Raw genomic sequence first — 20292 nt, 5'->3', positions numbered from 1 at the left:
TGTCTTTTGCATTTATGTTATTAAAGATTGTGCCAATGTCTGTGTTATCAGTATTGGCACAACTTTTAGCACTGTTTGCCAGATGGCTTAACACAAGCATTTATCGCAGTATTTGTACCAACATCATGCTTGTTCACCCCTTTTTGTCTGCAAAAGAGCGTCAAACCTTAGCCAAAAAAACGCTCACCCATCAGCTAAGCAGCACTCTATATAGTGCCAAAAGCTGGGTCATGCCCCCCGATTGGGCATTGACACAAATCAAAACTGTACACAACATTGAGATTTTACAAAAAGGGTTACTGTGTCCCAAAGGACTGTTGATTATTGCTCCCCATCTTGGCACATGGGAGATGATGAATGCTTGGGTAAGCCAGTTTGGCAAACTCACCATCATGTACAAACCATCAAATCACCCAAAAATTGACCAACTTATCCTAGAAGGTCGCCAAAAACTTGGGGCAACGCTGGTACCCACCAACGCCCAAGGTGTTAAGGCGATTTTTAAAACGCTCAAACAAGGTGGATTTAGCGTACTGTTGCCTGACCATGTGCCTGACAAAAACGGCGGAGAAGTTGTGCCATTTTTCGGCATTCCCACCATGACAGGCACGCTTGCCCCCAAACTTATTCAAAAAACCAACTGTGCGGTCGTGGGCTTATCGTGCATCAAGCGTCGCGATGACGGCTTTGATATTTTTTGTTATGAGTTTGATGATACACGTTTATATGATGATGACATCATCACCGCCACCACCGCACTTAATGACAGCATGCAAACGATGATACATGAGCATTTTAGTCATTATATGTGGGGCTATCGGCGATTTAAAACCACGCCCTTTGGCGAAAATCCTTATCTTTTAGACTTTGACGAACTGCACGACAAAGTCAAACATCTTAAAAATACTCAACCACACGGAAAATCGCATGGCAACTGATAGCAATAACGACAACCGCTATGTCATTTGTATGAAATGGGGCACAAAATATGGTGCCGAGTATGTCAATCGTCTATACAATATGGTCAAACGCCACCTAACGCTTGACTTTCAAATGGTGTGCTTGACTGATGATGACACAGACATTGATGATGCCATCAAATGCTACCCCATTCCTGAGCTAAACCTGCCATCAGATTTGCCTGAACGTGGCTGGAAAAAACTCACCACTTTTAAGCCAGAGCTGTATGATTTAACAGGCACGGCACTGTTTTTGGACATTGATATTGTCATTGTGGATAATATAGACTGCTTTTTTACGCATAAAGCAGAACATGATGACAGCGTGATGATTATCCGTGATTGGAAAAAACCGTGGCGAATGGTGGGTAACAGCTCGGTGTATCGCTTTAAAGTTGGACAAAATACCTATCCTCACCTATTAAGTTATTTTGAACAAAACTTTGAAAAAATCCGTGGAGAAGTTCGCCATGAGCAGGCGTTTTTATCCAACTATCTGCGTGAACATCACCACTTAGAATATTGGGACAGCTCATGGTGCGTCAGTTTCAAATATCATTGCCTACAAAAAATCCCTTTTGCCTATTTTATCCCCCCCAAAAAGCCCATTGGGGCAAAAATCATCATTTTTCATGGTGAAATCAATCCACCTGATGCCATCCAAGGCGGTGGCGGTAAATGGTATCGCTATGTGTTGCCAAGTGCGTGGATTAAGGATGCGTGGCAATGAGTCAAAATAAATACCCCCTATCAGTGGTGATGATAGTCAAAAATGAGGCTCATAATTTGGCACTATCCTTACCAAGCGTGGCAGAGTTTGCTGATGAAATCATCATACTAGACAGTGGTAGCACCGATAATAGTCGGCAAATCGCCGAAAGTTTTGGGGCAAAGTGGTTTGTTAATACCGATTGGCAAGGTTTTGGTAAGCAAAGACAAATCGCTCAAAGCTACGCCACGGGTGAGTGGATTTTAGCCCTTGATGCTGATGAAGTGGTAACAATGGCACTTAAAAACAGCATTTTGCAAACCATCAAAAATCCTCCTGCCAATACAGTCTATGGCATCAAACGGCTTGATTTTGTGTTTGGACATCAAATTGACAATGCTTTGTGGGGTGTCAAAGCCCATTGGCGACTTTATCCCAAACACTTTGGTTATGATAATAATTTAGTACACGAATCTGTTGTTTTGACTGGGGCAAACACCGCAAAACTGGACGGGTTTTTAGAACACCACACTGCACCCACACCAAAATTTTGGCTAGAAAAACGACTAGACTATGCCAAAGCGTGGGCAGATGACCGCCACAATCAAGGCAAAAAAGGTAAATTCTATAAAGTGGTACTTAATCCTTTATGGGCATTTATTAAACAATATGTGATTGATGGTCGTTTCTTGCAAGGGCGTTATGGGCTGATTTATTCTTTATTATTTAGCCAGTACACATTTAATAAATACGCCTGTCTTTATGATTTAAGCCACAATCAAGCCGAACAGGCGTTTTTGCAATCTGTGGCAATGACAAAAAACTTACAGCCCATTGATTTATCACAAAAAAAATCTACGCTCTCATTGGTGATGATTTGTAAAAACGAAAGCAAACATCTCAAAGCGTGCCTAGATACCGTGCATGATATTGTTGATGAAATCATTGTCTTAGATAGTGGTAGCACCGATAACACTCGCCAAATCGCTGAAAGTTTTGGGGCAAAGTGGTTTGTTAATGCCGATTGGCAAGGCTTTGGCAAACAAAGACAAATCGCTCAAAGCTACGCCACAGGCGATTATGTGCTGGTGCTTGATGCCGATGAACGCTTAGAACAACCCCTGCGTCAAGCCATTTGTGATGTCTTACGCAGTCCCTTGCAGACAGACAAGGTGTTTAGTGTCGCAAGAGTAAACACCTTTTGTGGGGTGGAAGTACAGCCACGTTTTTGGTACACTGATAAGTTGGCTCGTTTATATGCCAATCAAGCATTTTGCTACAATGATTTGCAAGTGCATGAATCGCTTGACCAAAAAGGTGTGCCTAGTGTGGTACTCAAAGGCTTTTTGCCCCACATCACCAATGATAATCTCCACCATTTTTTGGTTAAAAACATCCGTTATAGCCATGATTGGGCAAGCGAAAAACACATCAAAGGCAAACGTATCGGTGTGATTGGCATGGTGCTGCGTTCTTGCTTTTCATTTATTCGTGAGTATGTTTTGCGAGCCGATTTTAGCAGTGGGGCTTATGGCTACATCCTAGCGGTTGCCTCTCTTGGCTACACACTAGATAAATACGTCATGCTTTGGCAGATGAATCAGGACAAACAACCATGAAAAATTATGTCATCAGCTTAACCACTGCCAAAGAAAGACGAGCTCATATCATCAAAGAATTTGGCAAACAAGGTGTGGATTTTGAGTTTTTTGATGCCATCACACCAAAAGAAATAGAACATCATGCAAAACGTCTTAATCTACCACTGATAGGCAATCAGCGTTTATCACTGGGTGAAAAAGCATGTTTTTTAAGTCATGTTTGTCTTTGGCAGAAGATGCTAGATGATGATGTGCCATATATGGCAGTGTTTGAAGATGACATTTATTTGGGTGAGCATGCAACAGAGTTTTTAAACCATGAGCATTGGCTTAATGCCATTGATTTTGACCTTATCAAATTAGAAACTTGGCATGAGCTGGTTAATCTAGGTGCTCAGCAAAGCACGCACCATCACAGACACCTACATACTCTTAAAAGCATACATGTCGGAACAGCTGGTTATATCATCACCCAATCAGGCATCAAAAAGCTCCTTGGTTATATTCGCCAACTAAGTAGCGATGAATGTTTTGCCATTGACCACATTATGTTTGGTGCGTTTTTATCGCAAGGGGTGGTGTTACAGATGACACCAGCACTTTGCCAGCAACCACAAAACCCAAATACCCATCACACACTCATCAGCCAACTAGAAAACGACCGTAAAGCCAATACCTTTGTTTATAAAGCCAACGATGGTTTATTTACCTTAATTCATAAATTTTTTAGACGTTTATATCGCAGTATTGGTAAACGCACCTTTTATCAGACGGTAAAATTTCAATAACAACTAATCCAATATCATCAAGCGTGCTTTGCTGTTAGGGTTGGAGCGTGGCTGACTTGGATTAAGGCTCTCGCCTGCCAACACCTTTTCATAGCACTGCAAATAAGCTTTGGACATGGATAAATGGCTAAAATGGTTTTTGGCATGTTCATGACAGGCTCTGCGGTCAAAGCCATCAATACGCTGTACCGCGTCAACCAGCACATGATAATGCTCTGATAAGACCCCCAGATTTTCTTGGCTGATGATATCAGGCAATGCCCCAAACGGCGTAGCAAATACAGGGCAGCCCAAATATAAACTTTCAATCACCGCCAATCCAAATGGCTCATGCCACAAAACAGGGAAAATCAGCCCCTTGGAATTTTTAACCAGCTCATTTTTGCTTGTGCCACCAACCATACCATGAAAAGTTAGGCGTGATGACAAATAACAGTAAGGATTGCGGCGAATATTAAAACGCTTACCACCCAAAATATGCATTGGTATATTTGCTTTTTGAGCAATATGCACCGCACCTTGTAGATTTTTGACACGCCAAGATGCTTTGGCTAAAAAATGCACATAATTTTGGGGAGAACTTAAATTTGGCTCACCATAATCTGCCCAATACAGTCCATTATGAACATAGCAAGTGGCGTGGTAATTTTGAGCGTGTTTTTTGGATAAATAGATGGTGTTAATGTGAAAAGTTTGTTCAACATCGCTGTTGCTATGCTCTGTGCATACAAAAGGCGTGTCAATATCACCATCATAAGGAAAATGAAAATGGATAATATCCGCCCAACCTTGTATTTGGCTTTCCAATGGCTGATGCTCATCATACAACAGTCCATCAGGATGACGGTTATCATATTTGGTCAAAAACTTCACTTGATGGCCCAGTGCCTTTTGCCCTTGATATAACGCCCAAAGCACACGTTCAGTGCCGCCATAATCATTGGGCGGTATGGGCAATGGTGTTAATAATACGTGCAATATTTTCATAATCGTTCATCAAGGCAATAAGTGAAATTGGGTGGGTAAAAACTCACTAACTTTGGGTTCTTGCTCGTGCAAATCATGACCATTTAACACCATTTCATAGTATCTTAAATAATTTTTGCTCATCACCAAATGATTAAAATTATCTTGGGCGTATTCATGACAGATTTTACGCTTAAACTGCTCAATATGTTGCAAGGCATCTATCATGACGGATTTGCTTTGGGTACTGACACCAACCTCTGACACAATCAGCTCTGGCAAAGAGCCACAATGACTGCCAATCACAGGACAACCTAAATATAGACTTTCAATCATCGCCAGCCCAAAAGCCTCATAATTTAATACAGGAAAAATCAGGGCTTGGGAGTTAGCAATTACTTCATTCTTTTTTTGACCGCCCAGCATACCATAAAACGTTAAATCATTGCCAATATAAAAATATGGCTGATATCTGCCATGACTTGCCCATTTTAAACAATAACGCTTACTGCCTATCACGTGCAAATGTTTATTGGTACGGCGAGCTATCTCCACGCTGTCTTTAAGATTTTTATCTTTGTATTTGGCATTTGCCAAAAAATGAACATAATTTTTGGGTTTGTCTAAATTGGGCTTGCCATAATCCTGCCAATATAAACCATTATGCACATAGGCATGACCACCGCTACGCTCTGCATGTAGCCTGCCCAAAAAAATGGTGTTTTTAGGAAATGTTGCTGGCGTGATTTGTTGGTTATGAGTCGTACACACAAAAGGCGTGTTTAGCTCCCCACGATACAAAAAATGAAAATGAACAATATCCGCCCAACCTTCTACCTGTGCTTCTAAGGGTTTGTTGGGATTGTAAAGCAATGCATCAGGATGACGGTTATCATATTTGGTCAAAAACTTCACTTGATGACCCAGTGCCGTTTGCCCTTGATATAACGCCCAAAGCACACGTTCGGTGCCACCATATTTACTCGGTGGAACAGGCATGCGAGTCAGCAAAACGTGCAATATTTTCATAAGTGGTTAATGCAATGGCTTTTGATTGACAAATGGTAACTTTCATCATATATTAGCAGAAATTTTCCAAAAAACAATCAAATCACCAAATTAAACACAAGCTTTATCTTATGAAAAATTATGTCATTAGCTTAATCACTGCCAAAGAAAGACGAGCTCATATCATCAAAGAGTTTGGCAAACAAGGTGTGGATTTTGAGTTTTTTGATGCCATCACACCAGAGCAAGTACCATCTCTTGCCAAAACATTTCATATCAACATTGAAAACAGCCCACTCACCCAAGGTGAGCTTGCTTGTCTATTTAGTCATGTTTGTCTTTGGCAAAAAGCGATTGATGACAATTTAGATTATATTACCATTTTTGAAGATGACATTTATTTGGGGGAAAATGCTAATATTTTTTTGAATGATAGCGAACATTTAAAAAATACAGGTGCTGATTATCCAAAAACCAAAACTTTTTTGCAAAAAATAAAACAGTCTGATAATCTTATTCATCTATCAGACAATAGATATTCCAAAGTCTTACATAAGAGCCATTTGAGTACGGTAAGTTATATCATTAGCCAAAAGCCACCAAGTCGCTTCTTGACCTCATAACAAACCTATATCAAATCAGTTAAAATCAATTGATCACTTAATGCTTAATGATTATAAACAAATGATAACCACACTACCTACTAATCAAATGCTACTTGCCATTGTTGTACAAGAATTTATTTTATACCCTAGTAAATCAAAAATGATCGCAATGAATGCAAAAACATACCCAAACGCAGTTTATCTGCTAAAATTAATTGGGAGTTACCCAATACTTATCGTAAAACTTTGGGTAAAATGGTTAGGATATCGGTTGAATTCAGATAATGGGAAAAATTATGAAGCCATATGATTACATTATTGTAGGTAGCGGTCTATTTGGTTCAGTATTTGCTCATGAAGCAACCAAAGCAGGCAAAAAATGCCTTGTGTTAGAAAAACGAGAACATATAGGTGGTAATATCTACACTGAAGAAATAGAAGGTATTCAAGTACACAAATATGGTGCCCATATATTTCATACCAACAATAAAAAGGTGTGGAATTATGTCAATTCATTTGTAGAATTTAATCACTATAAAAACTCTCCAATTGCTAATTATAAAGGTAAATTATTTAATCTGCCATTTAACATGAATACCTTTTATCAATTATGGGGGAATGAAGCTGATACGCCAACAAAAGCCTTAGCAAAAATAAATGAGCAAAGGAAAGCTTACGCACACATTACTCATCCTAGAAACTTAGAAGAGCAAGCACTTGCACTTGCAGGCAAAGACATTTATGAAAAACTAATTAAAGGCTATACTGAAAAACAATGGGGACGTCCAGCAACACAAATTCCAGCTTTTATCATTCGTCGCCTTCCATTCAGATTCACTTTTGACAACAATTATTTTAATGATAAATATCAAGGTATTCCAATTGGTGGCTATACAAAATTAATTGAATTAATGCTAAATGATATACCAGTCATTACATCAACGGATTATTTAAAAAATAAAGAGCATTGGGACAGTTTGGCAAATAAAATTATCTATACAGGTAAAATAGATGACTTTTTTAATTGTCATTTTGGGAATTTAGATTATCGTAGTCTTAGATTTGAGCATGAAATCTTAAATTTAGATAATTATCAAGGTAATGCTGTTGTCAATTATACCGATGCAGCTACTACTTTTACAAGAATCATAGAACATAAACACTTTGAATTTGGCACACAGCCAAAAACCATCATTACAAAAGAATATCCGCAAGAAAAATCTGATGAAAATGAAGCATACTATCCCATTAATGATGCTAAAAACCAAGAAATATATGAAAAATACAAACAACTTGCCAGTCAACAACAACATGTTATTTTTGGCGGGCGTTTGGCTGAATATAAATATTATGACATGCACCATGTTATTGAAAATGCTCTCAATGTCGCTAAAAAAGAACTGATGGAAACAAAAGATGAAAAATAAAATACTTATTTTTTTCCCACGACAAACCAATATTAATGCAGGCGGTCCATCAGGTTTTCTTGCTCACAATTTGGTAGATAAACCTAGAGAATATTTTAATCTTTCAACAGATTTATTTGAACTCAATAACCCCTTTGAAAAAAACAAATATCGTCTTAATCGCTTCTATCATAATTTAATCTCAAAAAATATAGATAAAGAGACTTTTAAAACAAGATATATCTTTAAAAAGATTCAAGCCAATTCTTATAAGTTTATCTTCTTTCATGAAGACATGGATTACTATCGTGTTGCTGACTTGATATCGGAAAAACAAATTGTAATTTTTCAACCACATTGTCCTGAGTTACATTCAGAAGAGTATAAAACCTACAATCCAAATGATATCGCAATGTATCACCTCATTCAAAATGCTGAACAAGCGGCATTTAATCGTGCGAACATTATTGTGTTACCTAATCTTGAATGCAAACCAATTTACAAAAGCTTAATAAATGAAAGTAATCAATTCTACTATATTCTTAGTGGAGCAAAAAGAACATATCCAGATCAAAATTTGGAACCAAAAACTCTTCCTAAAAATAAAATAAATCTTATGTATATTGGCAGAAGAAATTACACCAAAGGTTTTGATATTGTTTTAGATAGTTTTAGAAAGGCTTACAAAAAAAATCCCAATCTAAACCTATTTATTATAGGTAGTGGAGAAAAAATTATAGAAGATGGCATTATAGATATTGGCTTTTCCAAAGAACCGTTAAACTGGTATCGTTCAGTAGATTATCTTATTAATGCCAATCGTCAAAGCTATTTTGACCTTTCCATCATTGAAGCAATCTCAACTGGTGTTCCTATCATTATGAGCCATAATTTCGGACACTTATATTATCAAAATAAATCATCACTAATTCAAACTTATGATATTGACCAACCTAATTCTTTGACAGAAATTCTATCTGGTCATTTGCAAAAACGGAATTATCAAAATTTAGAAAATATTTCACTATACAACCATGAATTAACAGATGAATGTTATTACGCCAGATTTTCAGAATTTGCCAAAAAAATTCTAGGGAATAATACATGAATGATATTAGTATCGTAACCGCTTTTTTTGATATTGGACGTGGCGAGATTTCAGATGACTATCCAAGCTATCTAAAACGTACCACCAATACTTATTTTGACTATTTTTCCAAACTTGCCACACTTGAAAATGAGATGGTTATTTTTACCAGTAGAGAATTTAAAGAAAAAATTTTATCATTACGTCAAGGTAAAAAAACCACTGTGGTTGAATTTAATTTTCATCACAAACTTAGCTATATTAAAAAACAAATCACCAACATCCAAAACAACCCTGATTTTATTGTCAAAGTTAATCCCAATCAAATCAAAAATATTGAATATTGGTCAGCCGATTATGTGCTGCTTAATAACTTAAAAACCTATTTTGTAAATAAAGCCATCAAAGAAAACTTGGTCAGTCATACACAAATTGCTTGGATAGATTTTGGCTATGTCAGAGATATAGTAACATTAAATCATGTTCAAAACTGGCAATATCAATTCAACAAAGATAAAGTACATCTTTTTAGTATTAATAAAAATATTAAAACTGTTGATAATTTTCAACAAGTGAATAGCTTTATATTTAACAACCAAGTATTTTTAATTGGGGGTTGTATTGCGGCAAGTAAAGAAAAATGGGGTGAGTTTATTCAAACATTATTTGCTTGCCAAAAGGAACTTTTAAAACAAAACATGATTGATGATGACCAAGGACTTTATATCATGTGTTTATGGAAAAACCCTGATTTATTTCAAATTCATTATCTAGGAAAAAATAAATGGTTTGATTTATTTAAAAAATATGATAATACATCAAAAATAGGTATGATTAGAAAAATTAAAGATTATTTTGGGTGGTAATTTATGTCTTTAGCTCTACAACAAATCATTAAAAATTTAGATAAAAAATCCAATCTTAAATCCATCATTGATACATTTGAACAAAAACCATTTAAGATTTTTTATCGTGGACTTCTACCTAAAATAGTAAGAAGCAGACTAAAATTTCATGCTAACATTCAACAACAAAATATGTTAGCACAAAATTTTCGTGCATTGATTGCTTTTTATCATCAAGGTCAATTACCACAATTTCATATCAAACCCAAACAAGTATTCAATCATCAAAAAATCATTTGGCAATATTGGGGGCAAGGTACCAGTGGTGATTTACCAGAAATTGTTAAATTAAGCTTTGCCTCCATAGATAAATATAAAGGTGATTATCAGGTCATACGCTTGGATGATAATAGCTTACATGACTATTTAGAGTTTCCTGATTTTATTTGGGAGAAGAGAAAAAACCCAGAATTTAAACATGCTTTTTTTGCAGACTTATTAAGACTGGCATTACTCAATGCCTATGGCGGTATATGGGCTGATGCAACCATCTTGCTAACCGCACCAATCGATGATAACATTAAATTACAAGATTTTTTTATGTTTCAAAGAAGTGATACTGCAGCAGATAAGGAATTCTGGCAGGCATTTAATGGTGATTATTTTAGTTGGCAAAAGATTCATCACGTTAATGTATTAAATAGTTTTATCGTAGCTAAAAAAGAAAATGTGGTTATATATCACTGTTTAAATTTATTATTAAATTATTGGTACACACAAAACCACATCACACATTATTTTTTCTTTCAAATCATGTTTGATGTACTCATCAAAGAGTTTATACCCGAACACAACTGCCCGATTATTGATGACACCTTGCCACATTTATTACAAACCAAGCTTAATAAAACTTTTAATCAGCTAGAATACAATGACATCATATCCAAAATTAATATCCATAAAATGTCCTACGTTCAAGAAATTCCACCAAACTCATATTACGAACATTTAAAAAAGCAATTTTAAAAACCCACCTTAGTGGGTTTTTCTCTACTGTTTTTTGTCATAAAATGCCTTACTACGAGCTTCTTCAAACTCCACCCACACCGCACTCACCACCGCCAGCAGTACAGCAAAGCCCAAGCCCAGTATCCATGCAAAATACCACATAAATCCCCCTTAGATTAATAGAGCGTATGCTCATTTTCTTTGATATAAGCCTTAGTAACTTTGCCACGCATGATGGCATATGCCCAACTTGTATAACTGACAACAATAGGCAAAAACAAGACCACCACATACACCATAATCATCAATGTTAGCTGACTAGATGCACTGTCCCATACTGTCAAGCTATGATTGGGCATGCTAGATGATGGCATATAAAACGGAAACAATGCCACACCTGCGGTCATGATAATCCCAAGCACCCCAAGACTAGACAGCACAAACGCAAGCAAAGTTCTTCCCATCTTCATAGTAACAACTGCCAAAATGGGCATGACCACACCCAACGCAGGAAAGACCCACAATGTGCCATAAGCATTAAAATTAGCCAGCCATGCTCCTTGTTGTCGCTCTACCGTCTTAGTAATCGGGTCAATAAACGCCCCTTTATCCACTTGACTGGTGATGACATAGCCGTCCAGATTTGCCACCCAAAACCCTGCAATGACAAATAACACCACCGTCATCATCGCAAAAATCGTAGTTAATTTTTTGGTGCGACATTGTATCTCATCTGTCGTGCGGTGTGCCAGATACACCCCACCTTGCATAATCAACATACACACACTTACAAGCCCACACAAAATTGCAAAAGGTGTTAATAAAGCAAAAAATGACCCTGTATAGCGTGATGATAAATACTCATCAAAACCAAATGGCACGCCCAAAAACAGATTGCCAAATGCTACCCCAAAGATGAGTGCAGGCACAAATGAGCCCACAAACAACCCCCAGTCCCATGCACTTCGCCACGTTTTATTTTTGACCATACTGCGATATTTAAAACCCACAGGACGTAAAAATAACGCCCACAATACCGCCATTAACGCCCAATAAAAACCACTAAATGCCGTAGCATAGACAAGTGGCAAAGCCGCAAACATCGCCCCACCTGCGGTGATGAACCACACTTGATTGCCTTCCCAGTGAGCACCAACCGTATTTAGCACCACACGTCTTTCGGTATCAGTTTTGGCGACAAAAGGAAGTAGGCTACCCACCCCCATATCATGTCCGTCCATGATTGAAAAACCAATCAGTAATATGCCCACAAGTAGCCACCAAATGAGTTTTAAGGTTTCATAATCAAATAACATCTTATGCTCCTTGGTTATTATTGACAGGTTTATTATCTACCAAATTTGCGTCATGTTGATAGATGCTTTCACCATAATAACGCCCCGTGCCAAGGCTTGCAGGTCCAAGTAAGATGTATTTTTTCATCAAATAAACTTCAATGGCAAATAACACCGCATAAAACACCACAAAACCCACTAGCGACCAGATGACCGTTTGTACAGTCAAGTGCGACACTGATAAATGTGTGGGCAAAATCCCATACACCGTCCAAGGCTGACGACCATATTCAGCAACAATCCAACCCATCTCCACAGCAATCCAAGGTGCAGGAGTCATGATGATGGCAAGTTTAAGCAGCCATTTTTTATCCATAAAGTTACCTTTAAGTGTAAAAAATAGACTCAGTGCAAATAAAAATAGCATCAAAAAGCCCATTGCCACCATTATCCGAAATGTCCAAAACATTGGGGCAACTTGCGGCACACTGTCATTGGTCGCTTGCAAAATCATCTCGTCAGTAACATTTGCCATGTCATTAGTGTATTTTTTAAGCAACAGCCCAAAGCCTAAGTCGTCCTTATGCTTATCAAACTTGGCAATAACATCAGGCGATGTCATCACGCCATTTGCTTTGTCCGCTCGCATTTGGTCAAGCAAAGCCACTGCCACCACGCCATTAGTAATACGCTCATGGTTGATTTTTTTGATGTCATGAATGCCAAGGATTTGCTCATCAAAAGAGCGTGTACCAATAATCCCCATTGCATAAGGGATATGCACCGCCCAATCATTTTTTTGTTCCGCTTCATTAATATCAGCAATCAGGTTAAAACTTGCAGGAGCAGGCTCAGTTTCCCACATGGCTTCCATTGTAGCAAGTTTGGTTTGCTGAGCAATGCCGATAGAATAGCCTGACTCATCACCCAACACAATGGTACTACAAATAGACGCAAAACCAAATGCTGCCGCCACATGAAAACTGCGTTTGGCAAATTCAATATCACGCCCTTTTAACAGATACCATGCCGACACCGCCAACACAAACATGGCTGCCATGACATAGCCTGCCGATACTGTATGAACAAATTTATTTTGAGCATCAGGATTTAAAAGAATTTGGGCAAAATTTGTCATCTCCATACGCATGGTATGATAATTAAACTCTGCACCGATGGGATTTTGCATCCAGCCGTTTGCCACCAAAATCCACAAAGCCGATAAGTTTGTACCAAGTGCCATCATGATGGTTGCCATCAAATGCTGAACTCGGCTCATCTTATCCCAGCCAAAGAAAAACAAACCGACCATCGTGGATTCTAAAAAAAATGCCATCAAACCTTCAATGGCTAAGGGAGCACCAAAAATATCGCCCACATAATGTGAATAATACGCCCAGTTCATACCAAATTGAAACTCCATGGTAATCCCTGATGTTACCCCCAACACAAAATTGATGCCAAACAACTTACCCCAAAAACGGGTCATGTCCTTCCAAATCTCTTTGCCTGTGATGACATAAACGGACTCCATAATCACCAAAAGCCACGTCATGCCAAGCGTCAAAGGCACAAATAAAAAGTGGAATAATGCCGTTACTGCAAATTGCAAACGGGATAATTCCACCAAAGACTCACTAATCATAATTCCCCCAACAATAATTAGGATAATTCTTTATTTATGCTAACATAATATCTTTATTACTTCAAGGAATATATATTTAAATAAATATATCCTATTTCTTATAAAAATGAAAAACAATAATCACTATAATTTACAAATGAGAAAAATTATTTTATAATTCGCTAATATGTTACCAAAACATATCTTTTATCACGCAATCCAACAAAATGTAACTCATTTTTACCATCTGTATTAAGGATAAAACATGAAAGCCACCGTGCATACCAAAAAAGCTCTGCTTGCTTTGCTTGTGCCTGCACTTATGATGCAACAAAGTCTCGCCCAAACCACCGAAGACCAAGAGCCTACGGTCGCCCTAGAAGCCTTGGAAGGAACCATCAGTAGCCAGCCCCAAGAACAGGTAGGTGAACAAATCTTAACTCGTCGTACGCTAGATGAGCAGATGGTACAAAATAGCCATGACTTAGTGCGTTATAACACCGAGGTGGACGTGGCAGAGATTGGGCGTTATGGCAACAAAGGTTTTGCCATTCGCGGCGTGGATGGCAACCGCATTAATATGAATATTGATGGCGTGGCATTGCCTGAATCTGAGGCTAATGAGATTTTCTCACCTTATGGCTATATGTATGAAGGGCGTTTCAACCCTGATGTAGAAATCATGAATAGCGTGCGTATCCATGCTGGGGCGGACAGTCTTATATCAGGTTCGGGCGCGGTGGGTGGCTCTGTTACCTATAACACCAAACGCCCAACCGACCTAATTAAAGGTGATAAAAACTGGGGTGGCTATGCCAAAGTTGGCTACACTCAAAAAAACGAAGAATGGCTGACAGCAGCAGGTTTGGCACTAGCCAATAACAAGGTGGAAGCCATCATCAACTATGCTCACCGTGATGGTCGTGAAACCAAAAACCATGACATGAGACGCTCAGATAAGGCAAGGCTTGATCCCACCTACCTATTCCCAAGTGAAGAAATGCCACATCGTGCTCCTAATGGAGATACTGCCAGTTCCATCTATCCTGATGCCCTAAAATATGAGCAAGACAGTGTGCTAGGTAAATTTTATTATCATGTTAATGACAGTCATCGTATTGGCGTACATGGCATGTACCAAAAACGAGAAAATCTCATCAATATTGACAGTAAAAACATCACTAACGGTTCTCGTACAGGGGGTGGCGTTAGACGTGCTCACGATACAGAAAAGATAGAAAGTTATGGTGCAAGCTATCGCTACATGCCACAAGGTAGTACATGGCTAGATAATACTGAGCTAAGCTACACACATAATGAAGTTTTAGGTTTGGCAGATACGTGGATTTACGACCGCAAACTTAATGATAATGATACTGCTGTATTGTCTTCTGTTTTAAGCACAAGAGAGTATCGCCCCATCAAAACCACCACCGATCAAACCAATCTTAGTATAAAAACCATGCCACTAAACCTTGGTAAATTTGGTGAACACAGTTTTGGTCTACATAGTAGTTACATAAAACAAGACTACAAAAATGATGCTCGGCGGTTTAACTACAATACAACAACAGGCGAAATAAGTGTTGATAATAGTGCATTTTCTTTTTCTGACGCCAAGAAAAACAACTACAATTTAAGTCTGATTGATGACATTTATATCAATGACAACCTACAAGCCACATTTGGTGTACGTTATGATGATTATAAATATTCCCCCTATTTCAATCAAGATGAAGCCCATCTAAATGCACAAAACTGCCTTGGTCTTATCTCATATGATAAAGATTGGAGAAGCAAAGGTGTGTTTTGCAATAACTATCGTGCAATCGCTGGCTTGACTAATGTAGATAGAGACAAATTTCTTGCAAACCCTGCACTTGCACAGCAATGGATAGCTGAAAATGCTGATAAAGTTATTGGTTTAAACAAAACAAAATTTAACCGTGTAACTTGGGGTGGTAAGATTAATTATGCCATTATTCCCAATAAATTAACTGCTCGTTATAATATTGGCACAGGCTTTCTTGCACCAACTGTTACTCAACTATACAGTAATTTTGGCATGAATGGCGTACAACAAGTCCCCAATAACCATCTCAAACCTGAAACATCAATTAATCAAGAGCTAGAATTTGACTGGAAAGTACAAGATAATATCAATTTAACCTTGGGTGGTTATTACACTAAGTATGATGATTTTATTCACACAAGATATTGGCAAGGCACATCAAGAGACCCAAAAGGCTGTCGGGCAGGGAATACTTGTTTACAATCACTAAATCTAGATGAAGCTAAGGTTTATGGACTAAAACTGGGTGTACATGCTGACCTGTCTGATTATCTAAACAGCAAGGGTAAATTTAACGTCTTTGCTAACTTCCATACCGCCAAAGATAGTGCCATTGTGGAAACAAATAACAGTGGCAAAGTCAAAATCAATACTTTATCTGCTGTACCAACATCATTATTATTAGGGGGTACATATAACTCACCAAATGATAAGTGGCAACTTAATACTCGCATAAACTACATTCAGCGTAAAAAAGCAGATGATGTTAAGAATATTGAATCGGTTGTCAAAAGAACGACCATACCAAATTGCACAAGAACATATTATCCAATATATAACGATTGCACCGAATGGACAACTTCTGAATACATTAGCAGTTACAATCAGGTTCATCGTAGCAAATCTGTCATGCTGTATGACGTTTATGGTAGCTATAAATTTGGCAAAAATCTAATTTTGAATGCTGGTGTTTACAACATCACCAACGTCAAATATATTCCTTGGGAGACCCTGCGTCAATTTGCCACAACCAGTGTCAATAATATGGTTGATAAAGAAGGTCATGGTTTTAACCGCTATACCGCCCCTGGTCGCAACTATGCCGTCTCTTTAACCTATGAATTTTAAACACTTCCAACCAAAACCCATCATCTGATGGGTTTTTTATTTTAGGTAAATAACATCATGACACACCGCACGCAGCACTGCTTTATCATGGCTGATGATAAGCATGGCAACGCCAAACTGAGTGCTAATATCGCGAAGCAAGCTCAAAATTTTCATGGTATTTAGCGTGTCTAGCATGGCAGTTGGTTCATCTAATATGATGACTGATGGTGTTGCTAATAGCACTCTTGCCAAACAAATGCGTGCTTTTTGACCGCCTGACAGCTCATCAGGATATCGCCCCAACACCATCTTATCCAAGCCAAGCACACCAAGCATCTCATCAATGGGCGGTGAATGTTTATGTGTTGCTTCAAGCAAACTTTGTTTTATGGTCAAATCAGGATTTAGACTGCCTGACACATCTTGGTTCATGAGCATGATTTTTTTGCGATGATGGCGAAGTTGCCTGCCTGTCAAAGCCAACATATCCCAAATATGCACCCCATCAGACACCCACACTTCGCCTGTGGCAGTCAAACTGTCATCTAAGCGAGTGATGGCTTTGGCAAGACTGGTTTTACCCACGCCTGACACGCCTGTCAGCCCAATGATTTGAGCGTGGCGGATTTGCAGGTTAATATTTTGTAAAACCGGCACTTTACCAAACCAAGTCTGCCGATATGACACGCACAAATTTTTAACAGACAACACTACATCGGCAGTCATGTCATTGGGTGTGGGTGTGCCATAATTTATCTCATCATGATTTTGCAGATACAAAATGTCATCACACACCATCTTTATGTTTTCATCATGGCTGATGAGTATCACCGCATGAATGCACTCATCATTTGATGAGCTGGCAAAGGCACGTAACAGCCCCAGAACGTCTTTTTTATGCTCATCGCCCAAACTGCTGGTCGGCTCGTCAGCAATGATAAGTACAGGATTAAAAGCAAACGCCAACGCAATCGCCACACGTTGAGCTTCACCACCTGAAAGTTGATGGGGATAGCGAGACAAAAAACGATTTGGGTCAGCCAAACCCGTCTTTGCCAACAGTTTTAACATCATGGCTTTATGATGAGATTTTGGCAAGTTAAGCTGACGCAAGACATTGCCAAATATGCGTTTGATGGTGTGTGTGGGATTTAGGGTGTGTTTAGGGTCTTGAAAAATATAGGCAATTTTTTTACCACGTATCATCTGCCATTGTTTGTCATTTGGGTTGTTAATGGGCAAGTTTTGACCGCAAAATAGCACATCGCCAGAAACGTCCAACCGCTTATCCGCAAGGGCAATCAGTGCTGTCATTGCAAGTGTTTTTCCTGCCCCTGATGACCCCATCACGCCCAGCACCTTACCCTGTGTCAGTGAAAAAGACAACGAGTCAATGATGGGGATTTGGGCATGAGTTATGGTTAAATTTTGTACTGACAAAACGTCCATCACTTGCCCACATCTAATGCTTGGCGAAAGCTCTCACCAATGATGATGAGTGCCATGAGTATCGCCATTAACACGCTCACCCCTGCCATTGCCAAATGTGGTGCATCCAAATGGCGACTGCCTTGATACAAAAGTTCACCCAAACTTGCCGATTCCATTGGTAGCCCAAAACCCAAAAAATCCAAAGCGGTCAAAATGACAATATTTCCTGCCAAAATAAACGGAAACTGAGCCAAACTTAATCTGATTAAACTTGGTAAAAAATGCCGTAAGATAATCCTATGGGGAGACACGCCCAGATTTTTAGCAGTCAGCACAAAGGGGGCTTGACGCAATCTGTACACATGCACACGAGCCACACTCACCAACGGTAGCCAGCCAAACAGTAACATACCCACAAATACCACCAACACAGATGGACGAAACACGCTCATCAATATCATTAAAATAAAAAGCTGTGGCAAGCCAAGCCAAATCTCAATCACCCTTTGACCCAATAAATCCACCCAACCACCAAAATAGCCCAGCACCGACCCCACCGCCAGCCCAACCAATGAAGCAATCAAGGTCAAAGCCAACCCAAAACCCAAAGAAAGACGCAGACCATACAATGTCCGTGCAAAAACATCACGCCCCAAAGCATCTGTTCCCCACACATTATCCCAAGTAGGGGCTGATGGATGGGGCGTGGGCGGATTGAGCACCAACGTATTTTCACCATAAACAATCGGTGGCATGACCATCATGCCATTTTTATTGATAAGCGTTTGTATGGCAGAGTCTTTATAATCAGCAGGTGTCTCAAACACACCGCCAAAAGTGGTTTCTGGATAATCAACCAACATAGGTAAATAGATGGATTTTTGATATACCAAAATGAGCGGTTTATCATTAGCGATAAACGGTGCAAATAATGCCACCAATGCCATCAATACAGCCACCATTAAAGCAACATACGCCCTTTTTTGTTGTTTAATGCGTCCAAAAAATTCGCCCATCATGTATATATCACCCGAGCATCCAAATACTGATATTTGACATCAAAAATAAGCTGCACCATCATGCCAAGCAATGTAAACACATAAAGTAGCCCAAACATCACAGGATAATCACGACTGACCATCGCCTCATAACCCAATCGCCCCAAGCCATCTATTCCAAAAATCACCTCCATGATAAAGTTACCAAAAAACAGCATGCCCATCACCACCATATGCATATCGCTAACCACAGGGAGCATGGCGTTTTTAAATAACTCATTTTTTAAAATCTGTCCATCACTAAATCCTTGTGATTTTGCCAACTTGACATAAGGCTGATTTTTTTCGTGCAACAGGCTAAACTTAGTCAAATATGCCACGCCTGCCACGCCTGATAATGAGCCTGCAATGACTGGCAAAAACAGCTCATATAAAGCGGTGGTTATCTTTTGTAAAAAAGGCAAATTTGCCACATCAAACACCACCTGCATCGGAAACCACTGCCAAAATCTCCCCCCTGCAAACAACACCAACAGACTTACGCCCAACACAAAACTTGGCACAGCATAAAAAAACGCCAACACCACCGTGCTGACCTTATCCACCATCTGCCCATCGTACACCGCTTTAGTTACGCCCACACCCACGCCCACGCCATACATCACAAATAGGCACAAACCACCAAATATCAGTGTCATGGGCAGTTTGTCTTTGATGAGCGTTGCCACAGGCTGACCTTTAAAAAAAGACACACCCAAATCAAACACAAGATAATTTTTAATCATCAACCCAAAACGTTCATGTGCAGGTCTATCAAACCCAAATCGCTGATTTAGCTCGACAGCCATCTCATCCGACAAACCATCAGCTCCTTGATACATAGGCATTTTGGTGCTTTGGGACAAAGCAAGTGTTTGATGATGTATGTTTACAAGCTCGGTATGAATGGGGCTTGTGGGAGCAAGATGCACCAAGGTAAAATTTAGCCCCAAAATCAAAAATAAGGTTGGTATCATCAGACCCAACCGTTTTAAGACATACATCATCATGGCAAAACCCT

The 20292-nt window shown here is 39.0% G+C and carries 18 protein-coding genes; 10 read left to right on the top strand and 8 right to left on the bottom strand.

The features are described 5' to 3' along the window. Positions 1 to 14: 14 nt before the first annotated feature. The 4 genes from CEW93_RS03755 to CEW93_RS03740 are packed head-to-tail and all read left to right on the top strand — an operon-like array spanning position 15 to position 4057. Complete coding sequence (locus CEW93_RS03755; RefSeq protein WP_089540242.1) at positions 15 to 938, top strand: lysophospholipid acyltransferase family protein; 924 nt, start codon at positions 15 to 17, stop codon at positions 936 to 938. After that, positions 928 to 1689, top strand: coding sequence for a glycosyltransferase (locus CEW93_RS03750; RefSeq protein ID WP_089540082.1), 762 nt, complete (start codon positions 928 to 930; stop codon positions 1687 to 1689). The genes CEW93_RS03755 and CEW93_RS03750 overlap by 11 nt, the downstream gene beginning before the upstream one ends. Then, complete coding sequence (locus CEW93_RS03745) at positions 1686 to 3287, top strand: glycosyltransferase family 2 protein (protein ID WP_255503925.1); 1602 nt, start codon at positions 1686 to 1688, stop codon at positions 3285 to 3287. The genes CEW93_RS03750 and CEW93_RS03745 overlap by 4 nt, the downstream gene beginning before the upstream one ends. Further along, positions 3284 to 4057, top strand: a complete 774-nt coding sequence (locus tag CEW93_RS03740; protein ID WP_089540084.1) for a glycosyltransferase family 25 protein — start codon at positions 3284 to 3286, stop codon at positions 4055 to 4057. The genes CEW93_RS03745 and CEW93_RS03740 overlap by 4 nt, the downstream gene beginning before the upstream one ends. Before the next feature lie 3 nt (positions 4058 to 4060). Here the strand turns inward: CEW93_RS03740 and CEW93_RS03735 are convergent, their stop codons facing one another. Then, on the bottom strand, positions 4061 to 5044 hold the full coding sequence (locus CEW93_RS03735; protein WP_089540086.1) for a glycosyltransferase family 4 protein: 984 nt from the start codon (positions 5042 to 5044) through the stop codon (positions 4061 to 4063). 9 nt (positions 5045 to 5053) lie between these two features. Then, positions 5054 to 6052 carry a glycosyltransferase family 4 protein gene (locus tag CEW93_RS03730; RefSeq protein ID WP_089540087.1) on the bottom strand — a complete coding sequence of 333 codons (999 nt, stop codon included), beginning with the start codon at positions 6050 to 6052 and terminating at the stop codon, positions 5054 to 5056. Between the two features lie 110 nt (positions 6053 to 6162). Between CEW93_RS03730 and CEW93_RS03725 the strand changes: the two genes are divergently transcribed. From CEW93_RS03725 to CEW93_RS03705, 5 genes are all read left to right on the top strand, one after another. Then, positions 6163 to 6654: a glycosyltransferase family 25 protein gene (locus CEW93_RS03725; RefSeq protein WP_089540089.1), complete on the top strand. Its 492-nt coding sequence runs from the start codon at positions 6163 to 6165 to the stop codon at positions 6652 to 6654. 278 nt (positions 6655 to 6932) lie between these two features. After that, on the top strand, positions 6933 to 8063 hold the full coding sequence (gene glf, locus CEW93_RS03720) for a UDP-galactopyranose mutase (protein ID WP_089540093.1): 1131 nt from the start codon (positions 6933 to 6935) through the stop codon (positions 8061 to 8063). After that, on the top strand, positions 8053 to 9150 hold the full coding sequence (locus tag CEW93_RS03715) for a glycosyltransferase (RefSeq protein ID WP_089540095.1): 1098 nt from the start codon (positions 8053 to 8055) through the stop codon (positions 9148 to 9150). The genes glf and CEW93_RS03715 overlap by 11 nt, the downstream gene beginning before the upstream one ends. Continuing rightward, positions 9147 to 9995, top strand: a complete 849-nt coding sequence (locus tag CEW93_RS03710) for a WlaTC/HtrL family glycosyltransferase (RefSeq protein ID WP_089540097.1) — start codon at positions 9147 to 9149, stop codon at positions 9993 to 9995. The genes CEW93_RS03715 and CEW93_RS03710 overlap by 4 nt, the downstream gene beginning before the upstream one ends. A 3-nt stretch (positions 9996 to 9998) precedes the next feature. Further along, positions 9999 to 11000, top strand: coding sequence for a capsular polysaccharide synthesis protein (locus CEW93_RS03705; RefSeq protein WP_089540099.1), 1002 nt, complete (start codon positions 9999 to 10001; stop codon positions 10998 to 11000). A gap of 24 nt (positions 11001 to 11024) precedes the next feature. Here CEW93_RS03705 and cydX read toward each other — a convergent pair whose 3' ends face one another. The 3 genes from cydX to CEW93_RS03690 are packed head-to-tail and all read right to left on the bottom strand — an operon-like array spanning position 11025 to position 13922. Continuing rightward, positions 11025 to 11144 (bottom strand): cytochrome bd-I oxidase subunit CydX, encoded by a 120-nt coding sequence (cydX, locus tag CEW93_RS03700; RefSeq protein ID WP_089540100.1) that lies wholly within the window; start codon positions 11142 to 11144, stop codon positions 11025 to 11027. A gap of 14 nt (positions 11145 to 11158) precedes the next feature. After that, positions 11159 to 12298 (bottom strand): cytochrome d ubiquinol oxidase subunit II, encoded by a 1140-nt coding sequence (gene cydB, locus CEW93_RS03695; protein ID WP_089540102.1) that lies wholly within the window; start codon positions 12296 to 12298, stop codon positions 11159 to 11161. Between the two features lies 1 nt (position 12299). Next, entirely contained in the window at positions 12300 to 13922 is a 1623-nt protein-coding gene (locus tag CEW93_RS03690; RefSeq protein WP_089540104.1) for a cytochrome ubiquinol oxidase subunit I, read from the bottom strand. Positions 13923 to 14166: 244 nt separating this feature from the next. Here CEW93_RS03690 and CEW93_RS03685 point away from each other — a divergent pair, with 244 nt between their 5' ends. Continuing rightward, on the top strand, positions 14167 to 16821 hold the full coding sequence (locus CEW93_RS03685) for a TonB-dependent hemoglobin/transferrin/lactoferrin family receptor (RefSeq protein WP_089540106.1): 2655 nt from the start codon (positions 14167 to 14169) through the stop codon (positions 16819 to 16821). Positions 16822 to 16857: 36 nt separating this feature from the next. Here CEW93_RS03685 and CEW93_RS03680 read toward each other — a convergent pair whose 3' ends face one another. The 3 genes from CEW93_RS03680 to CEW93_RS03670 are packed head-to-tail and all read right to left on the bottom strand — an operon-like array spanning position 16858 to position 20281. Next, the gene (locus CEW93_RS03680) at positions 16858 to 18252 is read right to left on the bottom strand and encodes an ABC transporter ATP-binding protein (protein WP_089540108.1); all 1395 of its coding nucleotides are present in this window, start codon (positions 18250 to 18252) and stop codon (positions 16858 to 16860) included. Beyond that, the gene (locus tag CEW93_RS03675) at positions 18252 to 19253 is read right to left on the bottom strand and encodes an ABC transporter permease subunit (RefSeq protein ID WP_089540110.1); all 1002 of its coding nucleotides are present in this window, start codon (positions 19251 to 19253) and stop codon (positions 18252 to 18254) included. Before CEW93_RS03675 ends, CEW93_RS03680 begins: the two co-directional genes overlap by 1 nt. Next, entirely contained in the window at positions 19250 to 20281 is a 1032-nt protein-coding gene (locus tag CEW93_RS03670) for an ABC transporter permease subunit (RefSeq protein ID WP_089540112.1), read from the bottom strand. The genes CEW93_RS03675 and CEW93_RS03670 overlap by 4 nt, the downstream gene beginning before the upstream one ends. Between the last annotated feature and the right edge of the window lie 11 nt (positions 20282 to 20292).

This window comes from Moraxella sp. VT-16-12 (assembly GCF_002224245.2).
Taxonomy (GTDB): domain Bacteria; phylum Pseudomonadota; class Gammaproteobacteria; order Pseudomonadales; family Moraxellaceae; genus Moraxella.
Note: the sequence above shows the minus strand (reverse complement) of the source record. Positions and strands in the feature narration are given on the sequence as shown.

What these genes read in the sequence shown, in the direction of transcription:
- CEW93_RS03755 (WP_089540242.1), top strand. Translation starts at nt 15, where the DNA reads ATGTTATTAAAGATTGTGCCAATGTCTGTGTTATCAGTATTGGCACAA.
- CEW93_RS03750 (WP_089540082.1), top strand. Translation starts at nt 928, where the DNA reads ATGGCAACTGATAGCAATAACGACAACCGCTATGTCATTTGTATGAAA.
- CEW93_RS03745 (WP_255503925.1), top strand. Translation starts at nt 1,686, where the DNA reads ATGAGTCAAAATAAATACCCCCTATCAGTGGTGATGATAGTCAAAAAT.
- CEW93_RS03740 (WP_089540084.1), top strand. Translation starts at nt 3,284, where the DNA reads ATGAAAAATTATGTCATCAGCTTAACCACTGCCAAAGAAAGACGAGCT.
- CEW93_RS03735 (WP_089540086.1), bottom strand. Translation starts at nt 5,044, where the DNA reads ATGAAAATATTGCACGTATTATTAACACCATTGCCCATACCGCCCAAT.
- CEW93_RS03730 (WP_089540087.1), bottom strand. Translation starts at nt 6,052, where the DNA reads ATGAAAATATTGCACGTTTTGCTGACTCGCATGCCTGTTCCACCGAGT.
- CEW93_RS03725 (WP_089540089.1), top strand. Translation starts at nt 6,163, where the DNA reads ATGAAAAATTATGTCATTAGCTTAATCACTGCCAAAGAAAGACGAGCT.
- glf (WP_089540093.1), top strand. Translation starts at nt 6,933, where the DNA reads ATGAAGCCATATGATTACATTATTGTAGGTAGCGGTCTATTTGGTTCA.
- CEW93_RS03715 (WP_089540095.1), top strand. Translation starts at nt 8,053, where the DNA reads ATGAAAAATAAAATACTTATTTTTTTCCCACGACAAACCAATATTAAT.
- CEW93_RS03710 (WP_089540097.1), top strand. Translation starts at nt 9,147, where the DNA reads ATGAATGATATTAGTATCGTAACCGCTTTTTTTGATATTGGACGTGGC.
- CEW93_RS03705 (WP_089540099.1), top strand. Translation starts at nt 9,999, where the DNA reads ATGTCTTTAGCTCTACAACAAATCATTAAAAATTTAGATAAAAAATCC.
- cydX (WP_089540100.1), bottom strand. Translation starts at nt 11,144, where the DNA reads ATGTGGTATTTTGCATGGATACTGGGCTTGGGCTTTGCTGTACTGCTG.
- cydB (WP_089540102.1), bottom strand. Translation starts at nt 12,298, where the DNA reads ATGTTATTTGATTATGAAACCTTAAAACTCATTTGGTGGCTACTTGTG.
- CEW93_RS03690 (WP_089540104.1), bottom strand. Translation starts at nt 13,922, where the DNA reads ATGATTAGTGAGTCTTTGGTGGAATTATCCCGTTTGCAATTTGCAGTA.
- CEW93_RS03685 (WP_089540106.1), top strand. Translation starts at nt 14,167, where the DNA reads ATGAAAGCCACCGTGCATACCAAAAAAGCTCTGCTTGCTTTGCTTGTG.
- CEW93_RS03680 (WP_089540108.1), bottom strand. Translation starts at nt 18,252, where the DNA reads ATGGACGTTTTGTCAGTACAAAATTTAACCATAACTCATGCCCAAATC.
- CEW93_RS03675 (WP_089540110.1), bottom strand. Translation starts at nt 19,253, where the DNA reads ATGATGGGCGAATTTTTTGGACGCATTAAACAACAAAAAAGGGCGTAT.
- CEW93_RS03670 (WP_089540112.1), bottom strand. Translation starts at nt 20,281, where the DNA reads ATGATGATGTATGTCTTAAAACGGTTGGGTCTGATGATACCAACCTTA.